This window comes from Okeania sp. SIO2C2 (assembly GCF_010692625.1).
Classification (GTDB): Bacteria; Cyanobacteriota; Cyanobacteriia; order Cyanobacteriales; family Microcoleaceae; genus Okeania; species Okeania hirsuta.
Genome location: NZ_JAAHGM010000024.1, coordinates 57840 through 80287, shown reverse-complemented (window position 1 = coordinate 80287; position 22448 = coordinate 57840). Strand labels below are relative to the sequence as shown.

18 protein-coding genes are annotated in these 22448 nt (G+C 35.9%); 13 read left to right on the top strand and 5 right to left on the bottom strand.

Annotated features, from left to right (window positions below; all coding sequences use genetic code 11):
• Positions 1–91 precede the first annotated feature (91 nt).
• Entirely contained in the window at positions 92–1039 is a 948-nt protein-coding gene (locus tag F6K18_RS19805; RefSeq protein WP_287523190.1) for an SMP-30/gluconolactonase/LRE family protein, read from the top strand.
• A 60-nt stretch (positions 1040–1099) separates the two neighbouring features.
• Here F6K18_RS19805 and F6K18_RS19800 read toward each other — a convergent pair whose 3' ends face one another.
• Positions 1100–1261 (bottom strand): hypothetical protein, encoded by a 162-nt coding sequence (locus F6K18_RS19800; protein WP_287523188.1) that lies wholly within the window; start codon positions 1259–1261, stop codon positions 1100–1102.
• A complete protein-coding gene (locus F6K18_RS19795; protein WP_287523185.1) occupies positions 1252–2496 on the bottom strand; it encodes a nucleotidyltransferase family protein in 1245 nt (414 codons plus the stop codon). Before F6K18_RS19795 ends, F6K18_RS19800 begins: the two co-directional genes overlap by 10 nt.
• 794 nt (positions 2497–3290) lie before the next feature.
• On the opposite strand from F6K18_RS19795, the gene F6K18_RS19790 reads away from it, so the two are divergent.
• The 4 genes from F6K18_RS19790 to F6K18_RS19775 all read left to right on the top strand — a co-directional run bounded on the left by F6K18_RS19790 (position 3291) and on the right by F6K18_RS19775 (position 6523).
• Positions 3291–4427 (top strand): nucleotidyltransferase family protein, encoded by a 1137-nt coding sequence (locus tag F6K18_RS19790; protein WP_287523182.1) that lies wholly within the window; start codon positions 3291–3293, stop codon positions 4425–4427.
• Positions 4428–4800: 373 nt separating this feature from the next.
• On the top strand, positions 4801–5286 hold the full coding sequence (locus F6K18_RS19785) for an allophycocyanin (protein WP_124143265.1): 486 nt from the start codon (positions 4801–4803) through the stop codon (positions 5284–5286).
• A 173-nt stretch (positions 5287–5459) separates the two neighbouring features.
• Complete coding sequence (gene apcB, locus F6K18_RS19780; protein WP_287523180.1) at positions 5460–5945, top strand: allophycocyanin subunit beta; 486 nt, start codon at positions 5460–5462, stop codon at positions 5943–5945.
• 374 nt (positions 5946–6319) lie between these two features.
• Entirely contained in the window at positions 6320–6523 is a 204-nt protein-coding gene (locus F6K18_RS19775; RefSeq protein ID WP_124143263.1) for a phycobilisome linker polypeptide, read from the top strand.
• Between the two features lie 101 nt (positions 6524–6624).
• Here F6K18_RS19775 and F6K18_RS19770 read toward each other — a convergent pair whose 3' ends face one another.
• Positions 6625–6798, bottom strand: a complete 174-nt coding sequence (locus F6K18_RS19770) for a hypothetical protein (protein ID WP_287523178.1) — start codon at positions 6796–6798, stop codon at positions 6625–6627.
• Between the two features lie 533 nt (positions 6799–7331).
• Between F6K18_RS19770 and F6K18_RS19765 the strand changes: the two genes are divergently transcribed.
• The 4 genes from F6K18_RS19765 to F6K18_RS19750 all read left to right on the top strand — a co-directional run bounded on the left by F6K18_RS19765 (position 7332) and on the right by F6K18_RS19750 (position 13571).
• Positions 7332–9029: an aromatic amino acid ammonia-lyase gene (locus F6K18_RS19765; protein ID WP_287523176.1), complete on the top strand. Its 1698-nt coding sequence runs from the start codon at positions 7332–7334 to the stop codon at positions 9027–9029.
• Positions 9030–9975: 946 nt separating this feature from the next.
• A complete protein-coding gene (gene mutS, locus F6K18_RS19760) occupies positions 9976–12681 on the top strand; it encodes a DNA mismatch repair protein MutS (protein ID WP_287523174.1) in 2706 nt (901 codons plus the stop codon).
• Between the two features lie 217 nt (positions 12682–12898).
• Entirely contained in the window at positions 12899–13447 is a 549-nt protein-coding gene (locus tag F6K18_RS19755; protein ID WP_287523172.1) for a Uma2 family endonuclease, read from the top strand.
• Entirely contained in the window at positions 13422–13571 is a 150-nt protein-coding gene (locus tag F6K18_RS19750; protein ID WP_287523170.1) for a hypothetical protein, read from the top strand. Before F6K18_RS19755 ends, F6K18_RS19750 begins: the two co-directional genes overlap by 26 nt.
• 123 nt (positions 13572–13694) lie before the next feature.
• Here the strand turns inward: F6K18_RS19750 and F6K18_RS19745 are convergent, their stop codons facing one another.
• Positions 13695–16097 (bottom strand): COR domain-containing protein, encoded by a 2403-nt coding sequence (locus tag F6K18_RS19745; RefSeq protein WP_287523167.1) that lies wholly within the window; start codon positions 16095–16097, stop codon positions 13695–13697.
• Between the two features lie 350 nt (positions 16098–16447).
• On the opposite strand from F6K18_RS19745, the gene F6K18_RS19740 reads away from it, so the two are divergent.
• The 4 genes from F6K18_RS19740 to F6K18_RS19725 all read left to right on the top strand — a co-directional run bounded on the left by F6K18_RS19740 (position 16448) and on the right by F6K18_RS19725 (position 19852).
• The gene (locus F6K18_RS19740; RefSeq protein WP_287523166.1) at positions 16448–16603 is read left to right on the top strand and encodes a hypothetical protein; all 156 of its coding nucleotides are present in this window, start codon (positions 16448–16450) and stop codon (positions 16601–16603) included.
• 140 nt (positions 16604–16743) lie between these two features.
• A complete protein-coding gene (locus F6K18_RS19735) occupies positions 16744–17250 on the top strand; it encodes a DUF6653 family protein (protein ID WP_287523164.1) in 507 nt (168 codons plus the stop codon).
• 1114 nt (positions 17251–18364) lie between these two features.
• The gene (gene radC / locus F6K18_RS19730; RefSeq protein ID WP_124143254.1) at positions 18365–19096 is read left to right on the top strand and encodes a DNA repair protein RadC; all 732 of its coding nucleotides are present in this window, start codon (positions 18365–18367) and stop codon (positions 19094–19096) included.
• Positions 19097–19696: 600 nt separating this feature from the next.
• On the top strand, positions 19697–19852 hold the full coding sequence (locus tag F6K18_RS19725; protein WP_287523161.1) for a hypothetical protein: 156 nt from the start codon (positions 19697–19699) through the stop codon (positions 19850–19852).
• Positions 19853–19921: 69 nt separating this feature from the next.
• Here F6K18_RS19725 and F6K18_RS19720 read toward each other — a convergent pair whose 3' ends face one another.
• Positions 19922–22441 (bottom strand): HD family phosphohydrolase, encoded by a 2520-nt coding sequence (locus F6K18_RS19720; protein WP_287523160.1) that lies wholly within the window; start codon positions 22439–22441, stop codon positions 19922–19924.
• Positions 22442–22448: the final 7 nt, after the last annotated feature.

Below are 22448 nucleotides of genomic sequence, written 5' to 3'. Positions count from 1 at the left end.
TTTTATTTAATAAATTAGTTAATCAGGAAATTAAAGTATCTAGATTTCGTTAAATTCAGATTGATATATTTAAGTTAAGGGGTGGAATAATATGCAAGCACTAAAAAAAAAGCTCAAACAATTTGTAAAACAAAAGAAAGAACGATTAGAACTACAATTTAAAGTAGGTTATCTAGAAGCTAAATCAGAACAATTTTTCAGCTTATTTCCCCAAGAAGCAAAAATTAAGCGTGTTGTTACAGGATTTCAATTTACAGAAGGTCCGATTTGGTTTTCTGAAGCAAACTATCTTCTTTTTAGTGATATTCCTGCTAACAAAATTTATAAATTAACTCCAAATGGTAAAGTATCAATTTTTCGGCAATTTAGTAATAATTCTAACGGTTTAACTATAAATAAACAGGGAAAATTAATTGCTTGTGAACATGGCACAAGGAGGGTAACGCAAACAGAAAAAGATGGTTCAATTACTATTTTAGCTGAACAATTTCAAGGGAAAAAACTCAATAGTCCTAATGATGTTGTTGTGAAAAGTGATGGTAAAATTTATTTTACAGATCCTCCTTTTGGCATTAAATCAGAACAACAGGAACAACCTTATCAAGGAGTATATTGTCTCTCAAATGATGGTAAATTCACCCTAGTTGCTGATGATTTTGAGCGTCCCAATGGTTTAGCATTCTCACCTGATGAAAAAAAGCTTTATATTGATGATTCATACCGTCATCATCTCAGAGTTTTTGATGTTCAAGACAATGGAATACTAACTAATGGTAAAATTTTTTATGACATGAAAATCAATAAACCTGGTTGTCCCGATGGGATGAAAGTTGACATTCAAGGAAATATTTATTGTACAGGTGCAGGAGGAATTTGGGTATTTAATCTAGAAGGAAATCATTTCGGAACAATTGTTACTCCAGAAATACCAGCTAATTGTGCTTGGGGTGATGCAGATTTGCAGACTCTTTATATTACTGCACAAACATCAATTTATACAATTAGAGTTAATATTCCAGGAATAAAAGTTGGATTATAGGTTTAATTTTTAATTTATAGAAAATACAGTAGGGTGGACAATTTACTTGAAATTATTCAATCAAATAATAAATTTATCAAAATAATTGGGTCGCGCAACCCCCACTTGATCGGCGAAATATTTTTGGAGGGTTGCTCTAATCCCCGTTACAAAAACAACTTCTGTACGTCGCCAATCCGATGCCTCCCCTATCTGACTTCTGACTTCGTTATTTAATTGCACACCTTACTATCTATTGATTTTTGTTTTAAGCTATACTTAACTAACATTCTAATTGGTCGAATTAAATAATAAAAAATTGCCGGGAAATTAGATTTTGGCAATAGTACCCAATCAGAAGTAGTTGGAGTTAAAAAGAGGCTTAAAGCATACCAAATTTTATCTTTGAACCTTTCTTTAGTCCATAAATGAAAGGAAAATACTTTAATTTGTTGAGAACGTTCTTGAGAATCAAGAAACAACCAATTTTGAATTTGAGCAACAATTTTTTTGATTTCTATATCTAATTCAATCTTTTCTAAGACTAAATCAGGTAGAGGAGCTTTCAATAAATTATGTGCCAATAAAACCCCTGATAAAACAATACGCATTCCTCCTTTTTTTTCCGCTTGTTCCATAACAAATTTCCAATTTAACTGAGGATAAGCACAGATTAATTCTGCAAGATCACAAATTCTTGAAAGCTGATCCCAACAGTCTTTTGTTCCATGCCCACAAAGGAGTAATAAATAATTTTCTGGACTAAGATTAGGGATGCTAGTATTAAGTAATGTGACAGTAGTTAGGTCTTCTTTTAAATAGTCTATACTTAAAGGAAATGCAAAATATTTAGGGATTACTTCCCAGTGTAATTCAATGACAAATTGAGCATTATAATAATCAAATTCATAGGCAGATTCTTTCACAAATTGATGTATTGTTTCTGACTCAATAAATGCTGCTTCTTCCATTTCATCTAATTCAATAACATGGAAACGCATCTTATTACCTTGCTTGACTAGCAAATCTTTCCCTTTGACAACATCTTTTTCATAAACTAAAAGATCCAAATCACTAAACTGTCTTAAGGAAATATCCCCATAAACACATTGTGCTAAAGGCGGTCCTTTAAAACAAAAAACAGGAATATTTTCACTTGCAAATAAATCTAAAACTTTGAGTAATTCTCTTGTTAGATAGAGATTGCGGAGAGCATTAGTACGGAAATCTTTTTGGAGTTGAGTAAAAATTGTTTGGGGTACTGCATCTCGACAAATATTGTTTAGAGTTTGATATAAAAGTGGTTTTACTGAGTGAGATGTTGCTATTTTAATCAGATATTGCCAGTCTATTTCTTGTTTGACTAAAGCCTTAATTTTGTTTGCTGTTTCAGTATCTATATTTTTTCTAGCACAATTGAGAATTAACTGAATTTCTGTGCCATAGTTTCCTAATGTTTGAGTTTGATTTTTTTTCAATACTTCCGCTCCTATTTCCCTTTTTTGATCGAATTAATTAGATTTAATTACTATTTTATCTCAAGTTTTAAAAATTTGGTACTATATACAGCCTATTCCATGTAAGTGTGGCACAGTAATTCTAGTAGGTTTGATTAATAAGAATGGAAACTTTATTCCAGACTTCAAAAACTATTTAAAAATTTAGTGCCACTGTACTTCATAAACCTGGAATCCGCTGTATTTGAGAACTAAATAGAGAATTAAATAAAGGAAAATGGGAAGTTAATTAAACCATATTCCATAGACATCTCCAATAATCAAAAATAAAATCAATTATTGCACAGAAATTATCAATTCTTTCCCCCTATTCCCTACTCCCTCTTTTCCGGAGATGTCTCATGTAAATATGATATATTAATTAAATAGATACCCAAAAATTAGGCGTTGGTAAAGCGCGGGTATGATATTAATCTTAATTATTTAGGAGTCAGGAGTCAGGAGGACCGAGTCAGGAGGGAAGAAAGAAGAAGAAATAAGAAATAGAAGGGAAAAGTTTTTTGTTCGCGCTCTTATCCGGACAAGATATCATACCTCAAATCACCAACGCCAAATTACATATGATTCATTATATTTCCGTGAAAAAATAGTTAAATATTATGAAAAATGTGATACATCCATCTACTTTTTCTATTAGCCAATGAACTGTGGAATGTAAGATTCTCTAAACCCGCTCCTGACAAAAATGCTTACTTGCGGAGAATTAAACAGTCCTACTTGATTTATAACCCGACTCGTTTTCTTGGAGATAGTATATGAATTTAAACCTAAAATTTCAGCCATGCTCGCTGACTCACGAACAGAAATTACTATTACGGGTTTGTCTGCTTCAGGGAGAAGATGTCTTAAAAGCTTGGCAACAATGGGTAACAACAGTTGATATTAACAACCTTGACTCTGACTCTAATAGTTTACTTCCTTTACTGTACCGCAACTTATCGACCCACCAGGTAAATCATCCTGAAATGGCGAGACTTAAGGGAATTTATCGGAGTAAATTTTACAAAAATCAAATATTAATCCAAAAAATTACCAAAATTTTAAATTCTTTGCGGGATGCAGATATTGAAACAATACTTCTAAATGATGTTGCCATCAATTTACAGTATTATCCACATATTGCTCTCCGTCATATATATAATTTTGACCTGCTTATTAGAACAGAAAATGCCTCGAAAACAATAAATTTTTTAGATCGATTAGGATGGAAATATTCTGAGAATTTACCAATCAGAACTGTTGTCGGTAATGCTGCCATCTTCAAGGATGAATCAGGATGCCGATTAAGTATTCATTACCCAGTAGCTTTAGATGCCATACAGCAGAATGTTGAACAAAATTTTTGGCAGGAAGCGGAAATTAATCAAGTAGGAGAAATGTCAACATATTTATTAAACCCTACTAATCAGTTATTACAAGTTTGTTTACAAGGTTGGCCGTTTAAGCAAGTTTCTACTGCTATCTGGGTAGCAGATGCGATGATGATTCTAAATTCATCAGGAGATAAAATTGACTGGGATAAATTAATAAATCAGGCAAAAAAACGCCAAATTGTTTTACCACTAAAAAATACACTTCCCCTATTGGATAAAATACTCGATACTTCACTACCACCAGCAATTTTACAAGAAATTCAACAATTGCCTATTTCTAAATTAGAGCAGAAAGAATATCAGATAATTAATAGTAAAGCATACTCATTTATAGGCACTTTTTTGAGCAGATATTATCTATATTCAAGATTAGTTAGTAATAGCAATGCACAATTAAACTTAATAGAATTTACAAAGTATCTGCAAGCAGTATGGAGTTTGGCTAGTTTTTGGCAAGTACCTATCCAAGTAGTTAATAAGGCTATAAGAAAGGCTAAACCAGATATCTTCAAAATCTAGACAATTTATCTACATCAACGGTTCTTTCGATCGCCGGATTTAGTATGACAAACATTATAGACTAATTTTTCTCGTTAAGTTGTGTAAGTCCCACTAGAGAAGATGAGAAATGGCCTTTGCTTAGGATCGGAAATCAAATATTTTGATAAAAGTCTTAAAAAAAATGTCATTAGCTAAGGATCAAGGGCATTTTTGGCCCAAATACCCCTGACTGCTATGAAAATATTACAAACTATTAAGAAAATAATGAGAAAGTGAACAAAATGCCTCAAAATACTTGCTGAAGGTAGTTATGTCAGAGGGTACTTTGTCCTTCTTACTAGCTAACCAATTTTTAAGCAACCTTATTACCTTAACTCTGTTGGAATAAAGCATGAGTATAATTACCAAATCAATCGTTAATGCAGATGCTGAGGCTCGTTATCTGAGTCCCGGCGAATTAGACCGAATCAAGACTTTTGTTTCCTCTGGCGAGCGTCGCGTTCGGATTGCTCAAATTATGAGTGAATCTCGTGAGCGTATTCTTAAGGAGGCTGGAAACCAGCTTTTCCAAAAGCGTCCTGATGTTGTTTCTCCAGGTGGTAATGCCTACGGTGAACAAATGACTGCTACTTGCTTGCGCGATCTGGATTATTATTTGCGTTTGATAAGCTACGGTATTGTTGCTGGAGACGTTACTCCTATTGAAGAGATCGGACTCGTAGGCGTTACTGAAATGTATAAGTCTTTGGGCACTCCCATCGAAGCTGTTGCTGAAGGTGTTCGCTGCATGAAGAATGTTGCTGCTTCCCTTCTCTCAGGTGATGATGCTAGCGAAGCTGCTTCTTACTTTGACTATGTTATCGGTGCTATGAGTTAAGGCTAAATATTTTTTAGAGGTTAGATGAAAGTTGGTGAGAAGGAAACAAGAATTTAATAATTTAGAACTTCCTGAAATATCAAATTGAAGTCTACAATCAAATCTCTAAAATCCTGGCCTTCGCCTATCCAATAATTTTGAAGATTCAGCAAATTTAAGGAAATCAATCAATAATGCAAGACGCTATTACCTCCGTTATTAATTCTTCTGACATTCAAGGTAAATACCTTGATGCTGGTGCTCTAGAGAAGCTCACTAACTACTTTGCCACAGGTGAACTACGAGTTCGCGCTGCAACTTCTATCAGTGCGAATGCTGCAACTATTGTTAAAGAAGCTGTAGCTAAGTCTTTACTTTACTCTGATATTACTCGTCCTGGTGGTAATATGTACACCACTCGTCGTTATGCTGCTTGCATTCGCGATTTGGATTATTATCTACGTTACTCTACTTACGCTATGTTAGCTGGCGATCCTTCTATTTTAGATGAGCGTGTACTAAATGGCTTAAAAGAAACCTACAATTCTTTGGGTGTTCCCATCGGTGCTACTGTACAAGCTATTCAAGCTATGAAGGAAGTTACTGCTGGCTTAGTTGGTCCTGATGCTGGAAAGGAAATGGGCGTTTATTTTGACTACATTTGCTCTGGGTTGAGCTAATTTGGCAATCAGTAAAAAAGGCCAAAAAAGGTAGATTTACCTTTTTGATTTAACTGATGTTATACTATAAGGCTAGGGAAGCCTAGTATGATTGTTAGATTACCAAAGGCTAATTATTGAATAAATAATTTGTTTTAGTAAACTAGCATTGATTCTATAGGTTCCCTGCCTTAGGAGTTTTTAGGTTTGAGATTTGAGGCGATCGCATTACTTAGAAATTCTCGTGTTAGATTTAAGTATGGGGGTCGTCAATATATGGGTTTAGATAATCTCAAAACTCAATAATAATTAGATAAGTATTTGACTGTTTACCCTAATTGTTTTACAAAAGGATTTAAGAAAATCTTCACCAAGTATTAGGAGAAATTTGTATTATGAGAATGTTTAAGATTACTGCTTGTGTTCCGAGTCAAACTCGTATTCGTACTCAACGAGAATTGCAAAATACTTACTTTACCAAGCTTGTTCCTTATGATAGCTGGTTCCAGGAACAACAAAGAATTATGAAAATGGGTGGTAAAATTGTTAATGTCCAGTTAGCTACTGGTAAACCAGGAGCAAATACTGGGTTACTTTAATAAATTACTGAAAAATTGGGTTTAAAGTGAACAGAGGTCTTATGGCCTCTTTTTTTATCATTTCCCTTATGGGTTTAATACCCCACCGTCAACTGGAGTGCTCAAAATTGTTTGGGGGAGCGAATCCCCATGCAATTTTCCCTCCTGACTCCTGACTCCTGACTCCTGACTCCTTCTTCAAATGATTTTAGGGGGTAGGGAAGCTGACAAAATTCACTTATATCATGTCCGTTGGTATGGTCGCGTGTAAAAGTTGGGGAAATATCTACCGCCATATAAGGTTTTTCCTTCTCTTATGCTACCGGACATGATATTACCTATTAATTGCTTAATTAAGCGCGTGAAATTCTTCAATCTTCCATCTCCTTTAAAACTTCATAACTGGGGAAACACGCAAGTGTAGCTTGCTAACGCAAAGCTTTAGGTGCGGAATACTACAAACGCTAACGTCATGTTTACTTAGGGTTTGCTGAAAAAGTCTTATGGGTAGGAGACAGGAGACAGGAGACAGGAGACAGGAGACAACCCACCCCTCGCCCCTCCCCCTCCCAGGAGGGGAGAAATGGGAATGAGCGAGGAGGTAGGAGGAAGAATAATCCCTTGATTATTCTGCGCAACTCTTACCTAAAATGCTAATTTTTTGAACCATTACGACCATTAAGTTTGGATTTTTTTTACTAAAAAATGCTAAAACCTTTATATGTCAATGCTTTTAGATTTAATCAGCAAACCCTACTTATAATTGGGTAAAATAATGACTCAGCGATCGCAAATTTATGATTAAAATCAATTAAAAGGAGCTAGTGCAATGGAAAAGGAATTATTAAACGATAAACGTCTTCAGCAGTTTGAATGGAATTCAGCTATTTCCCCCATAATAGTTGGAGAAGGAATTCTAACTGTCAAACAGGTAGCTAAAGTAGCAAAATTAGGTACTCCTGTTGCCCTGACAAAACGTGAAGACATTTATCAGAGTATTCAAGATTCTTGCGACTACATTACCAACGCTGTAGAAACTGGAAAATCAATTTACGGAGTCACCACGGGATTTGGAGGCGTGGCAAATATACCAATTGCCCCAGAAGATGTTGCCGATCTGCAAGAAAACCTACTTTGGCATCTCAAAGCGGGGGCAGGAAATAGAATGTCTGTTGCTGACATTCGTGCCGCAATGCTGTTGCGGATGAACTCTCATACTCAAGGTGTTTCCGGTATTCGGTATGAAATCATTGAACGTATGGCAATATTCCTTAACGAAGGAGTTACCCCCCATGTCTATGATTTAGGTTCCATCGGTGCTAGCGGTGACTTAGTTCCCCTGTCACATATAACAGGAGCGTTAATAGGTTTAGACCCAGCGTTTACTGTGGATTTCAAAGGCATAGAAATGTCATGTATTGACGCTCTCAATCGACTGGAGTTACCTCCTTTGCGTTTGCAGGCCAAAGAAGGATTGGCAATGGTTAATGGTACTTCCGTGATGACTGGAGTCGCTGCTAACTGTGTATATGATGCTCATTCATTGTTCGCTGTAGCTATTGTGACTCACGCACTAATGATACAAGCATTGGGTGGTACGAATCAGTCATTTCATCCATTCATCCACGCCTGTAAACCTCACCCAGGTCAAGTTTGGGTAGCAGAACAAATGATAAATTTGCTATCTGGTTCCCGTTTAAGTCACGATGAGTTGAATGGTGAAAATCGCTTTGACGGTCATCAGTTAATTCAAGACCGTTACTCCATGCGCTGTTTGCCTCAGTATTTAGGTCCGGTTGTGGATGGTTTTCAGGAGATTACTCGTCAGATTGAGATTGAGGCGAATTCTGCAACTGATAATCCATTGATAGATATGGAACATCAAACTAGCTATCATGGTGGTAATTTTCTGGGTCAATATGTGGGAGTGGCAATGGATAGGTTGCGCTATTTAATAGGGTTAATTGCTAAACATTTAGACGTACAAATTGCTCTGTTAGTTACTCCGGAATTTAATGGTGGATTACCTGCTTGTTTGGTGGGCAATACTGAGAAGAAAGTAAATATGGGATTGAAAGGTTTGCAAACTGCGGGCAATTCTATTATGCCTTTGTTAACTTTTTATGGTAATTCTCTAGCCGACCATTTTCCTACTCATGCTGAACAGTTTAATCAAAATATTAATAGTCAGGGTTTTGGTTCTGCTAATTTGACAAGAAAATCCATAGATTTATTTCAACAATACTTGGCGATTTCCCTGATTTTTGCCATACAGGGAGTAGAGCAAAAAAATTATGCTGTTGATGGTAATTATGATGCAGAAAAAAACTTGTCTCCTACTACTATAAATTTGTATAATGCTGTGAGAAAAGTGTTAGAAGTACCACGGTCAAAACAACGACCTTTAATCTGGGATGACTACAACAGTAATTTAGATATTCATATTGCAAAAATTGTTAATGACCTAGTTATTGACGGTCATATTATCCAAGCTGTTTATGGAATTTTTGCTGAATTAATTGAGTAGAGCATTGAGTTAATCAGGACTTCATTAATGGATAATTGATAATGGATAATTGATAATTACCTCTGGTTAAAACCGTTACGGAATTGAATATAAGGAAATATTATTTCTTCTCTTGGTCGATTGGATATGGTTAGGAAGTCCATCCATCCCACCCTCCGGGAAGCTCCGAAGATAGAACTCCGTTCCGCTGTCGCGAACGACCGCTGTCTTGGTTGATTGGATATGGCGAGGGGACTAGCTCTTGACAGAGCCGCTCCGAAGATCGCCATCCCTCAATCGCTTTTTTCCCCTGAAAAGGGGAGGCTTCAAGGCGCGAATTATATCAAATCCGGTTAAACAACCATAGAATGGTTAAGTTAGGAGGAGTCAGGAGTCAACCCACCCCTCGCCCCTCCCCCTCCCAGGAGGGGAAGGACCGAGTCAGGAGAAGAAAGAATTACAAAGATGAGCGTAGTTATGACGATTGAAGATTTTTTTTATGTCCAATTAAACGGATTTGATATTATTTAATTATTAATTATTAATTATTAATTATTAATTATTTGGTAAGCATTTCCTGCGGACTGCTTATCAGTTATTAATTCATTCTGTTTGGAAGGAGGAGTTAATTTCCAAGGATAATTAAAAATTATCATAACCTAGGAAAAGCTGAGAGCTGACTGCCAATAGCTGTTTGCGCAGCAGTCCGCAGGAAATGCTTACATTAAAACTTTTATTATAGCAATCAGGAATCAGTTGTGAGAATTGAAGTGTTCCTTAAAAGTACAGAATATAGCAATTATTACATTCATATGATACGTTTTTTTCTTCTTCTCTGTTGCCAGATGAGCTGTTGCCTAAAAGTTTCCAATATCTCACAACTCAAATCATATTGCTATAGTTAAGTTTCTGAAAAAATTTAGAATATTTTTATTCCCTATTCCCTATTCCCTATTCCCTAATAATTATGAAATATTCCGCATCTACATCTGCTCAAAAATCTCCAAAAGCTAAACAAAATAAAGTAGAAAATTCTTTTCCTCCTAACACTGAGTATGACAAAATTGATGTTAGCAAACTATCAGAAATGATGCAGCGTTATGTGGAAGTAAAATTACAATATTCTCACGCTCTTTTGCTATTTCGAGTAGGTGATTTTTTTGAATGTTTTTTTCAGGATGCTGTGACGATCGCTCAAGAATTAGAGTTAGTACAAACTACTAAGCACGCTGGTAAAGAAATTGGCAGAGTACCGATGACTGGTGTACCCCATCATGCTGTGGAAAAATATGCTGCCATGTTGGTAGAAAAGGGTTACGCTGTGGTTGTTTGCGATCAAGTAGAAGATTCTGCTATTGCGAAAAAAGAAAACCGTCAAGTCAAGCGTGAAATTACTCGTATCCTTACTCCGGGTACTCTTACCGACGATGGAATGCTCAAACCTCGCTACAATAATTATTTAGCTGCTGTCGTTATTGCCAAAAATCATTGGGGTCTTGCTTACACTGATATTTCTACCGGAGAGTTTCTGACCACCCAGACCCAAGGTTTAGACCAACTCACTCAAGAATTGATGCGTTTGCAACCGTCGGAAGTGCTATTTCCTACAAATGCGCCGGATATCGGTTTTATGTTGCGACCGGGAGAAAAATCGGATCATCTTCCAGAATGTCTTCCGAATTCTTTCTGTTATTCTCTACGTCCGCAACAACCTTTTACTTTAGGGGAAGCAAAGGAGCGACTATTGGCAAAATTTCAACTGACATCCCTAGAAGGTATTGGTTGCGAACGTATTCCCCTGGGGGTGCGTGCTGCGGGTGGGTTGCTGGAATATCTCGAAGAAACTCAAAAGGAAAATCAAGTTCCTTTACAACGTCTGCGGAGCTATACTTTGGCAGATTTTTTGATTATCGACCACCAGACTCGCCGGAATTTGGAAATTACTCAAACGGTGCGAGATGGGAGTTATCAAGGGTCGCTATTATCGGCGATCGATAAAACTAGCACTGCAATGGGTGGTCGTGCTTTACGACGATGGTTGCAGCAACCACTTTTGAGTTTGAAGGGTATTCGTGCTAGACATGACACTATTGATGAACTGATAACTAATAACGATTTGCGTCAAGATATTCAAAGAGTATTGCGTCAAATTTATGATTTAGATCGTTTAACTGGGCGTACTGGTGCTGGTACGGCAAATGCTAGAGATTTAGTTTTTTTAGCTGATTCTTTAACGAAACTTCCTGAACTTTCGGCATTAGCATTGGCAGGTAATTCTCCTTATTTAAAAGTCTTGCAAAAAATTCCACCAATTTTACAAGAATTGGGAGAAAAAATTCATTCTCACTTAGTCGAGTCTCCTCCTCAAAAGTTAAAAGAAGGTGGGTTAATTTCTCCTGGTATAAATGAACAATTAGATAAGATGCGGAGGTTAGCTGAAGAAGACCAAAAATGGATTGCTAATTTGGAAGTTACGGAGAGAGAAAGGACGGGTATTTCTAATTTAAAGGTTGGTTATAATAAGGCTTTTGGTTATTACATTAGTATTTCTAAGTCAAAGGCAGATTTGGCTCCGGATGATTATACTCGGAAGCAGACTTTGACTAATGAGGAGCGTTATATTACTGAGGAATTAAAGGAAAGAGAAGTGAGAATTTTGACGGCACAAGATGATTTGAATGAGTTGGAATATGATATTTTTGTTGGTCTGAGAACTGAAGTGGGGGAATATGCAGAAGAGATTAGAAATGTTTCTAGGGCAGTAGCAGCTATTGATGTTTTGTGTGGTTTAGCGGAAGTAGCAATTTATCAAAATTATGTTCGTCCTACGATGACTGATAGTCGGGAATTGAAAATTATTGAGGGTCGGCATCCGGTGGTAGAAAAATATTTGCCTGCTGGTTTTTTTGTGCCGAATACTGCGATATTAGGTAGTAAAAATATAGAGGAAAATAATTCGGGAATTACTCCTTATTCTGCTCCAGATTTAATTATTTTAACTGGTCCGAATGCTAGTGGGAAAAGTTGTTATTTAAGGCAGGTAGGACTGATTCAATTAATGGCACAAACTGGTAGTTTTGTTCCGGCAAGTTCTGCTGTTTTGGGGGTGAGCGATCGGATATTTACTCGTGTTGGGGCAGTGGATGATTTAGCAACAGGTCAATCAACTTTTATGGTGGAGATGAATGAGACGGCAAATATTTTGAATCATGCTACGGAAAAGTCTTTAGTTTTGTTGGATGAAATTGGTAGGGGAACGGCAACTTTTGACGGAATTTCGATTGCTTGGTCGGTGGCAGAATATTTGGCAACGGAAATTTTATCTCGGACAATTTTTGCTACTCACTATCACGAATTAAATGAACTTTCTTCTATTTTGGATAATGTGGCAAATTATCAGGTAACGGTGAAAGAGTTGCCGGATAAAATTGTATTTTTGCATCAAGTACAACCTGGTGGAGCGGATAAATCTTATGGTATTGAAGCGGGAAGGTTAGCAGGTTTACCAGATTCCGTAATTCAACGTGCTAGACAGGTAATGCAGCAAATTGAAAAGCACAGTAAAATCGCTATTGGGTTACGGAAAGGTATTAAGAAAAAAGAGGAGGAAGAGATGATAACTGTGGAGCAATTAGATATTTTTAGTGAGGAATTTGGAGATAGTTTACTATGACAGTTATCAGTTAACAGTTATCAGTTATCAAGCGTAATGCAGCAGTTTTTATTCTCCCGTAGGGACGTTGCATGCAACGTCCTTACCCAAGTGTTTAAGCAAAATTAATTGTGCATTAACTTCTCACTTTGTCAGACTTAGAGACGAAATTATATACAAATAATTTTGCACGACTACTTACTCCCCTGCTCCCCTACTCTCCCAGGAGGCTAATTTTATGGTGGTTTCATCAGCTAATACCCAATCTTTTGTGAAACTTATCGAATACTTAAATTGTGACGGTCTTGATAGCGATGTAGCTACCGCTAGGCTCCGCCAACGCTTATTAATTTCTACTGACATAAGCTGGAATATTTATGAAAATCTATTAAATTATTTGGGAAATTCTCCTTATTTCAAGGTTATTTATCATCAAGGAACTTTACAAATTATCTCTCCTAGCAGTCGCCATGAAATTTACAAGAAAATGTTGGGGATGTTGGTAGAAAATTATTGTTTAGAAACAGGGATTCGTTTTTATCCCTTGGGTTCTACAACTTTGAAATCTCAAGAGAAATTAAAAGGAATTGAGCCAGACCAATGTTATTGTATTGGTAGTAAAAAAAATATTCCCGACCTAGCAATTGAGGTTGTTATTACTAGCGGAGGAATTCAAACTTTAGAAATTTATCAAGGTTTAGGTGTTTATGAAGTTTGGTTTTGGCAAAATGGAAAGTTACAGGTTTTTTGCCTAGAAAATTATGAATATTTGCAGAAAAAAAAATAGTCAGCTATTACCAAATCTTGATTTAGATTTATTAGTTAGTTATTTAGATTGGGACGATCCTTTTGATGCTATTTGGGATTTTAAAGAAAGAAGTAAGAAGGAAGAAGAAAGAAGGAAGAAGTAATAATTGTAGGTTGGGTTGAGGAACGTTAGCGGAGCTTATCCGTAGGATAAACCCAACAAAAATAAGGTGCGTTTTGTGTTTCACTGTCGTTCTACCCAACCTACATTTCCAATTTCTAGTTCTTTAACCATCCGATTCATTTTCTTTTTGTGGAGCTGGAATAATATCTTGAATTGGCTTTACCCATTCTGGTAATCCATTTGGAAATAATATAGGATGAATAATTAGTAAAATAATGCCGATAATAGCAGAAATAGCAGTTCCTAAGTTGAAAATAAATTGCCCATTCTGCCCCCAAGTCAAGAAATCAGAAAATCCAAATTTTTTGGGTTTATCTACTTTTGGCTGAGGAGAATTTATAGCTCGAAAGTAATTATCATTAAACTCTAACAAATCCCTACTTCTATCTTTCTCTATTACATCATCAATTAAACGTAATATATTAACTTGATGATAGGGAGGTTTACCACATTCAATTGTGTATTTCTGATTACTAATTCGTTCTTTTAATTCGGTAAAGTTGTAAAAGTAAGGATTCTGATTATTTTTACAAGTCCCACAATTACAAGGAATTAGTTGATTATATTTGAGTCGATTATTGTAAGAACTATGAATTTCATCTAACTTGTCAGTCAAAATAGTCATTAAATCTCGTTTTTGCTGCCCAGAAATCCTAATTTTTATTTCTCTCTTACTATAATATTCAATGACCTCTGCTCTAGTTTGATTTTTCTTGAGAATAACTCCACTTTTCCAAACATATTTTTGCTTCTCAATCTCCTTGTGCATGGCTACAATAAACTGAGTAATAATTCCCTTGGGCATAAATTCGTAAGTGTAACGTAATATCAAATTATTACTTTCATCCCAGTCATATTCTGGTTGATTTCCCGTTAGAAGTTGAGGCGCAATATAAGTTTGGGAAGTACCAGGAATCTTATAGCAAAGTTTAAATTTAATCATTAATTGCAGTAGCTCATCCTGCATATTGGCATATTGATCTTCATGCCAAATATTAGTTAAATCATCCTTGGTAAATCTGCCAAAATTTTCATAAACTTGGGGATTATCCAGAGCTTTATAAACTGCTGCTGTTCCCCATTCTGGTTTGAGAATAACTGTTTTATTTAACAACGGGTCATCCTGAAAATGAAGAAAAACTCCTAAATCGTGTAAATAGCCACTTAATAGTAATTTATCCTCTCGTTTCTTAAAGAGATTCTTTTCACAAATTGATAAATATTCTTCTAGACTAATATAGTTACGACCATCTGTTTCTAATACTTCACGGACTTTTTTCCAAGTTTTAGGAAGGGCACTACCAATATGAGGTAAATTACTGATGTAATATTGGATGTTTTTTCTAATTTCTTTTAAACCTCGGTTATCAGCAAGATTAGTGGCTAAGATTTCTTTAATATTAGAAAATTGACCTTGCAATGCCCGTTGATTAATTTCTCTTTTACGGTCTTGTTTCTCATTTTTGACAATTAATAAAGGGCTATTATCGCTTAATAATTCTGCTACATTCAGCCAATAATAAAAATCTGTATCTTCTTTACGAGTATCAGCTACTAGAATATATAAGGAGCGCTTGGTTAGAAAAAATTGGTGGGTAGCATGATAAATTTCTTGTCCGCCAAAATCCCAAATATTCATCTGAAAGTCATTTTTATTTGCTGTCTGAAAGTCCCACTGATGAACTTCAATTCCTTTAGTTGTATCTTCATCTTGGAGTTCATAGTCTGAGTTTTGAATTTTATTAGCTAGAGTAGTTTTACCAGCTCCACCTTCTCCAATAATTAGTAATTTGGCTTCATAGAGATAATCTATCCCTTCTTCTTCTATTTGTCGTAAATATTCTCTAATTGCTTCTATTCCTTTTTCGACAATTTCGATTGGTGGAGTTTCGAGAGGATTACCACTTAAATAAAGCCGACTTAAATTGGTGAGTTGATTGATTGATACTGGGATAATTTTTAATTGATTATTACTTAAATAAAGCTCTTCTAAATTGGTAAGTTTTCCGATTGATTCCGGGATTGTCATTAATTGATTATTACTTAAATAAAGCTCTTTTAAACTGGTAAGTTTTCCGATTGATTCCGGAATGGCCATTAATTGATTATCTCTTAAATAAAACGCTTTTAAATTGGTGAGTTTTCCGATTGATTCCGGGATAGTTTTTAATTCATTATATCTTAAATAAAGCTTGGTTAAATTAGTGAGCCTAGAGATTGATTTCGGAATGCTTTTTAATTGATTACCACTTAAATTGAGTTCAATTAAATTAGTGAGTTTAGAGATTGATTCCGGAATTCTTGTTAATTGATTAAACTTTAAATTTAATACTTCTAGTTGCTCTAACTCCAAAACTTCAGTAGGAATTTCAGTTAATTTTTCATTATCTTTGCTAAAAAGACTGCTTAAATCTAACTCCTTAAGTTTGTTGTCTTTAGCTGCTTGTATTCTTTCTCGAAAATGTCGTGGTATCTGATTCTGCTTATTTGTTTTAGGAGAAGTCATAGCCCAATAAAATAATTTTTACCATCATTGTAATACCTACAAATACAAATATTGATTTTCCATAACCATCAGAACTTTCTTACCTCAGACCAACCCACAAAAAATTCTGATAGATAACCACCCTATCCTTTAGCTAGAAATTTTCTTAGTATTTCAGTCGTGTGCTAAAATGCCATTCTAGTAAAAATCATATAATATAATAGTGAATAAATTAAAAAACTAAGACCTTGTAGTTTTCAGTGGCTGATTTTTCACCACCACAAAAGCTACAACATAAGAAAAACTAAGACGTTGTAGTTATCATCGCCTCATTTTCACACACTCTCAAGTTATGTGCTTCACAAAATGAAATGACTATTGCGACATCCGTAACAGAGAGAGGAGCTAGGTATAGCAGTCGCCTTCAAGATTCAGCACTTCGTACAAACCTTGCATACAACATCCCTACCTCCCAACCAAAGATATGTAGCAAAACTTTTGAGATTTCATATCAAAATATTGCTTAATTTATTTTTTAAACTGTCAGAAAAGAAACTTCCAAAATCATCAGTTACTTACCAAAATCACCTTTGATAACCAAACTACCAGCTTTAATATTAGCTGTTAAAATTTAAACTTATAACTTCCTTCAACACAAAAAAATATTATGACAACCGAACAAAAAATCGCTAACTTATTTCAAATGACAGACGAAGTTTGGGCACGTCATGCTAATCCTTGGAATGTCTTAACTCGATTCCCCATATTACCTTTAATTATTGTTTCTATTTGGAGTCGAACTTGGATTAATTGGTGGTGTCTAATTCCGATTATTATCGCCATTATTTGGACTTGGATTAATCCCCGAATTTTCCCAAAACCAACCTCAACAAATAATTGGTTCTCAAAAGCAGTTTTAGGAGAAAGAGTTTGGTTAAACCGTCACAAAATTGAAATTCCCAAACATCATCAACATATAATTAATATCCTTAATTTAATTTATTTTGTAGGTTTACCATTTTGTATTTGGGGATTAATTCAGTTGAATATCTGGCCGACTTTATTAGGAGTTGTTCTTGTACTTTTAGGTAAAATGTGGTTCCTCGATCACATGGTTTGGTTATACGAAGAAATGAAAGATGCTAATTCAGAATATCAGAGTTGGTTGTATTAGTAATAACCTGAAAATTATATGCAGAAAAATCTAGAGGAAAATTTACGATACTGCTGATGTAACCCTCGGTAATTACCAACTTCCTCTAATTTTAAATCAGCTTTATCTTGGTCTTAAACTATTATTTATCAAAGCTTTTTTCTATTTATCCTTTAAGTAGTAAAGTCATATTAATTAGACATCTCCTCCAAAAGAGGGAGTAGAAATTATGCATTAGGGATGCATGGAAGATTCGTAGGGAGTATACAGTAAAGAATTAATTATTTTTGTACGATATTAATTTGATTTTTTATTATTGGAGATGTCTATTGTATATTTGATTGTCAACTTAAATAGTTAGGAAAAAATACAGCATATTCGGTCGTATATAAAGTACAGATATTAACAATTAAATGTTCTCACTGCGAGCATATTGCCCGCTATGAGTGTACCTCACACTTTGATAGTCAGCTTAAATAGGTAGGAAAAAATACAGCATATTCGGTCGTATATAAAGTACAGATATTAACAATTAAATGTTCTCAGTGCAGGCATATTGCCCGCTATGGGTGTACCTAAAACTTGGTAGAATCTGCTGTGTTTTTAGATTGATATATTGTACACAAAAGTATATTTTTTATGCCCTACTCCCTACTCACTAATGTTCTCAGTGCAGGCATCTTGCCCGCTATGGGTGTACCTAAAATTTGGTAGAATCTGCTGTGTTTTTAGATTGATATATTGTACACAAATGTATATTTTTGATGCCCTACTCCCTACTCCCTACTGACAAATATTAAATTAATTTTGCACAGGTACTAATAGTTTCCTTGTCACCTGCTGAGACAACTCAGGGATAATCTGGAAGTAAAAATTCTAGATATCCAAAATAATACGGAGTTATATGAAGTTTTTGTTTTGTGTCTAGTTTCTTGGAGTCACTTATGTTATGTTTAGAAATTATCGACCTTAGTTTTTTCATAGTACATAAATGAGTAGTCGATAACCCAGAGTAATTCGGAATATTTAGAGTAATTTGATTTAGTTATACTCCATTTTACTCCAAATTACTGATAGTGTAGCTCCTCTCTCAAGAGGCTAACTAATAACTAATAACTAATAACTGATAACTGAAATGACCTACAGTCTCAGAATTGCAGACTTACCTAGCAATGAACGACCACGAGAAAGATTAATTGCCTCTGGTCCGAAAAGCCTTTCCACTGCAGAATTAATTGCTATTCTCTTAGGTACAGGTCAAGGAAAAGGGAAACTTTCTGCTGTAGGTCTCGGACAATATATACTCAATCAATTAAGTCAACATCAACGCGACCCCCTCTCAATTCTCCGTAATATTACAGTTCAAGAATTAACTCAAATTCATGGTATTGGTACAGCAAAAGCAACAACTATTTTGGCTGCCATTGAATTAGGAAAAAGAGTATTTCAATCTCGCCCTCCAGAATTAGCTCTTGTTGAAAGTCCACAAGCTGCTGCAGATGCTTTAAGTCAAGATTTAATGTGGCAAACCCAAGAAAAATTTGCAGTTTTACTCTTAGATGTAAATAACCGCTTACTCGGAACTCAAGTAATTACCATCGGTACCGCAACAGAAACATTAGCTCATCCCCGTGAAATTTTTCGAGAAGTGATTCGCCAGGGTGCAACCAGAGTTATTATTTCCCACAATCATCCTTCGGGAAATGTGGAACCTAGTCCCGAAGATATCAACTTAACACGCCAATTGTTAGCAGGAGCGCAATTTTTAGCTATTCCTCTACTCGACCATATCATTATGGGTAATGGAGAACATTCCAGTCTGCGCCAAGCGACTAATTTATGGGAAGAATATCCTCAAGGAGATTGATATATAGCGCTACGCGCAAGTCAGAAGTCAGAAGTAAGTAGGGGCGTTAGCGGCAGCTCTGCGTTAGCAAATGGCCATTTGCCCCTACAGAAGCGATCTCTGACCCTCGTTTGAGCATTTAGGAATGTCCTAAGCTTTGCTTCGACTGCTATAGCAGTAGGTTCTTTGGCGTTTGACAATAAATTTGAGTGAAAAGGGAGTAGGTAGCACAGAACAGGAAATAGAAGAATTTCCTAACTTATTTGTGTAGTGCTTATCATAAGCATATTTTCAAAGTATTAGAGAAAAGCGATCACCAATATATAGCAGTGGCCACTATAGTTAGGATTTGATATTATTAATTTTTATAGCAGTCGAAGGAAAGGGCAAGGACATATTAAAAGCTTAAAACTCAGACAACGCAAGATATTTCCTTCCCTCCTAGATAACTAAACGCCTCCTTCCTTCTTGCTTTTTATATCAAATCCGTTTTATTGGACATAAAAAAATTATCCAATAGTCATAACTACGCTCATCTTTGTAATTCTCTCTCCTCCTGACTCCTGACTCCTGACTCCTGACTCCTCCTAAGTTAACCATTCTATGGCTGTTTAACTGGATTTGATATTACTTCTTCCTTGTATTAGAGAAAAGCGATCGCCAATATATAGCAGTGGCCACTATAGTATAGTTAGGATATCAGGCAATTATGATGATTCATTACGCGAGCAAGATGCTCGCACTAATTGTCAAACACCAACTTGGCGGTTGCTATAACTAATCGCCTTTTTCCTTCTTCTTTCTTCTTTCTTCCTTCTTCCTTCTTCCTTCTTTGTTGAAAAACATTTAATTAGAACTAACAACTGACTTTACAGTTTTTACTTGGTTTGGATTCATTGCCGCTTTAGGATAAGCAATACGTTTGTGATTGTACTGTTCCCAAACTTGTACAAAAATTTCGGCAATAGTTGACATTTCTGCCCTTGTCAAACCAGAATCAGCCAATTGATTATCCTGCCAACGTGCCCGCATAATTTTCTTCACCATCTGTAAAGCATCTTTATGAGTAACATCTTTGAGCGATCGCAATGCTGCCTCACAAGAATCTGCCAACATCACAATAGCAGTTTCTCGCGATTGTGGAATCGGTCCTGCATAGCGAAACATCTCTTCCTTAACTACCTTTTCTCCCTTCTCAGATCTTTGTTTAGCTTGATAATAAAAATAAGCAATTAACATTGTACCCTGATGTTCAGGAATAAACGCCCTAATAGCCTTTGGCAATCGGTGTTTACGAGCCATTACCAATCCTTCCGTAACGTGCTTTCTGATAATTTCCACACTCACCCACGGATCTTTAATTTCATCATGTTTATTCGGTCCACCCATTTGATTTTCAATAAATCCTAATGGATCGTGCATTTTACCAATATCGTGATACAAAGTACCCGTTCTCACCAATTCTACATTACAACCAATTGCTCGTGCTGCCGCTTCTGCCAAACTTGCCACAAACAGAGTATGCTGAAAAGTACCAGGTGCTTCCGATGCCAAACGCTTCAACAGAGGGCGATTAGGATTAGCCAATTCAGACAAACGAATCGAAGTAATCAAATCAAACAAATGCTCCAAATATGGACTCAAACCCAAAGCAACAATACTCCAAACCAAACCTGTTACTGCACCTGTTACTGCTTGCGAACCTACCGGACCTATGATTGCATACCATAGTAATCCTGGTGTTTCACGGACAATCAAATTTATCAACAAATAAACAGTACCTTGAGTTAACCCTACCCCTAAACCTAACAATGCTTGTTCTTCACGCGATCGCATTTTTTCAGCTATTACACTGCCAACAATAGCACCAGCAGCACTGGCAAACCAATCTATTTTGTCAACATCCATCCCAATAGGTAGTATCACAGAGATTAATCCCACCACTGTCACTCCCATAGTTGAACCATAGAAAGTTCCTACCAATAATCCAATTGCTGGTAAACTACTCCCTGGTACTCTCAAGGTAATCAGTAATGGTGCGCTCAAACTCAAAAGCAACAAAAGTATATTATCTCTATGCCTTAGACAAGGTTTAAATTGCCTTTCTACTAGAACTACTATAACTACAGCTCCACTAACAATACCTACCAAAACCCGCAAACCATGCCAATTAACTGTACGGCCACTTAAGCGAAAATGATCTAGTAACACAAATGCCTTACGGCTAATATTTTTCCCCTGCTGAACAATAATTTCATTCTCTCTGACTTTGTATGTTACTGTTTCAATCTCTTGTGCTGCCAGTTCAACTGATTGTTTAGTGCCTTCTGAATCTAGAGATAAATTAGCTTCCAAAGCTACCTTCAAAACATTGATTGCTAAATCTTCCGCCACCACAGGAACTGCACCATTTACTTGTAACTTCAGTGCTTTAACCCATTCCTGCTTAGGTAGATTTGGCGATATTCCTTGAGCTAGCATTCGCTCTTTTACAGTTTCAATACCTGTTTGAGTTTTTTGCCAGTCAGTATCAGACAGTTCTAATAAAGTAGAATCGTATACCTCATAACCTTCGATTTCTTGCTGTTTAGCCAGAAATTCTGTTGCCTCCTTGTACAAATCACGAGCTTGTGAAATCTCGGACAAAACTCTTTTATAGTTTTGAAAAAAACTTTTTTTGCGATAAGCTAATAATTCTGAAATTGCTTGTCGATCCTTACTACTAATAACTATAGAATTTTGACTATATTCCTGATAGTCTGCTAGGACTGATACCTTAGTCAATAATCGATCGTCTATAACGTTATCATTGTTACTGACAAGTTCTATTGAGTTTTTAGTTAATATAGAATCAGAAGTTCTTCCTGGTTGAGGCCCTGGAGGTCTTTCTTTTAACTCTTCCTCTACTCTTTTTCGAATAACCACCCACTTTTCTTGGGAAACTTGCTGTAGGTGCAGCTGAGTATTTGTTGATAATATACCTGTATTCACAAATGGAAAATTAACAACTTTCTCTCTGACTTGATTACCCAGTGCCAGTATTTCAGCTAACTCTTTGTCAACTCTGTGATTAACTGACTTATTAATCATCAATACAGTGATGTCACCCAGTCTAGCTGATTTGCGCTGCTGTTCAGTTACTTTAATGTCGGGAACTATAGCACCTTTCGGAGCACGGATAGTTTGAGGAGCAACAGTTCCCTCATCTAACTTTGGCTGACTGTAGTAACGTTGACCCATAGTACCTGTTAGAGATGCTATTGTCAACACCACTAAAATTGGTGAAGTTGCCAGAGTTGACCAACTCGATAATTGTTGTTTTTTCTGGGGCTTCAATAATTTCCCAATTAAATGTGTCAGATGCATATTTGTT

What these genes read in the sequence shown, in the direction of transcription:
- F6K18_RS19790 (WP_287523182.1), top strand. Translation starts at nt 3,291, where the DNA reads ATGAATTTAAACCTAAAATTTCAGCCATGCTCGCTGACTCACGAACAG.
- F6K18_RS19785 (WP_124143265.1), top strand. Translation starts at nt 4,801, where the DNA reads ATGAGTATAATTACCAAATCAATCGTTAATGCAGATGCTGAGGCTCGT.
- F6K18_RS19720 (WP_287523160.1), bottom strand. Translation starts at nt 22,441, where the DNA reads ATGCATCTGACACATTTAATTGGGAAATTATTGAAGCCCCAGAAAAAA.
- F6K18_RS19770 (WP_287523178.1), bottom strand. Translation starts at nt 6,798, where the DNA reads ATGGCGGTAGATATTTCCCCAACTTTTACACGCGACCATACCAACGGA.
- F6K18_RS19775 (WP_124143263.1), top strand. Translation starts at nt 6,320, where the DNA reads ATGAGAATGTTTAAGATTACTGCTTGTGTTCCGAGTCAAACTCGTATT.
- F6K18_RS19735 (WP_287523164.1), top strand. Translation starts at nt 16,744, where the DNA reads ATGACAACCGAACAAAAAATCGCTAACTTATTTCAAATGACAGACGAA.
- F6K18_RS19755 (WP_287523172.1), top strand. Translation starts at nt 12,899, where the DNA reads ATGGTGGTTTCATCAGCTAATACCCAATCTTTTGTGAAACTTATCGAA.
- F6K18_RS19740 (WP_287523166.1), top strand. Translation starts at nt 16,448, where the DNA reads ATGACTATTGCGACATCCGTAACAGAGAGAGGAGCTAGGTATAGCAGT.
- radC (WP_124143254.1), top strand. Translation starts at nt 18,365, where the DNA reads ATGACCTACAGTCTCAGAATTGCAGACTTACCTAGCAATGAACGACCA.
- F6K18_RS19765 (WP_287523176.1), top strand. Translation starts at nt 7,332, where the DNA reads ATGGAAAAGGAATTATTAAACGATAAACGTCTTCAGCAGTTTGAATGG.
- mutS (WP_287523174.1), top strand. Translation starts at nt 9,976, where the DNA reads ATGAAATATTCCGCATCTACATCTGCTCAAAAATCTCCAAAAGCTAAA.
- apcB (WP_287523180.1), top strand. Translation starts at nt 5,460, where the DNA reads ATGCAAGACGCTATTACCTCCGTTATTAATTCTTCTGACATTCAAGGT.
- F6K18_RS19745 (WP_287523167.1), bottom strand. Translation starts at nt 16,097, where the DNA reads ATGACTTCTCCTAAAACAAATAAGCAGAATCAGATACCACGACATTTT.
- F6K18_RS19805 (WP_287523190.1), top strand. Translation starts at nt 92, where the DNA reads ATGCAAGCACTAAAAAAAAAGCTCAAACAATTTGTAAAACAAAAGAAA.
- F6K18_RS19750 (WP_287523170.1), top strand. Translation starts at nt 13,422, where the DNA reads ATGAATATTTGCAGAAAAAAAAATAGTCAGCTATTACCAAATCTTGAT.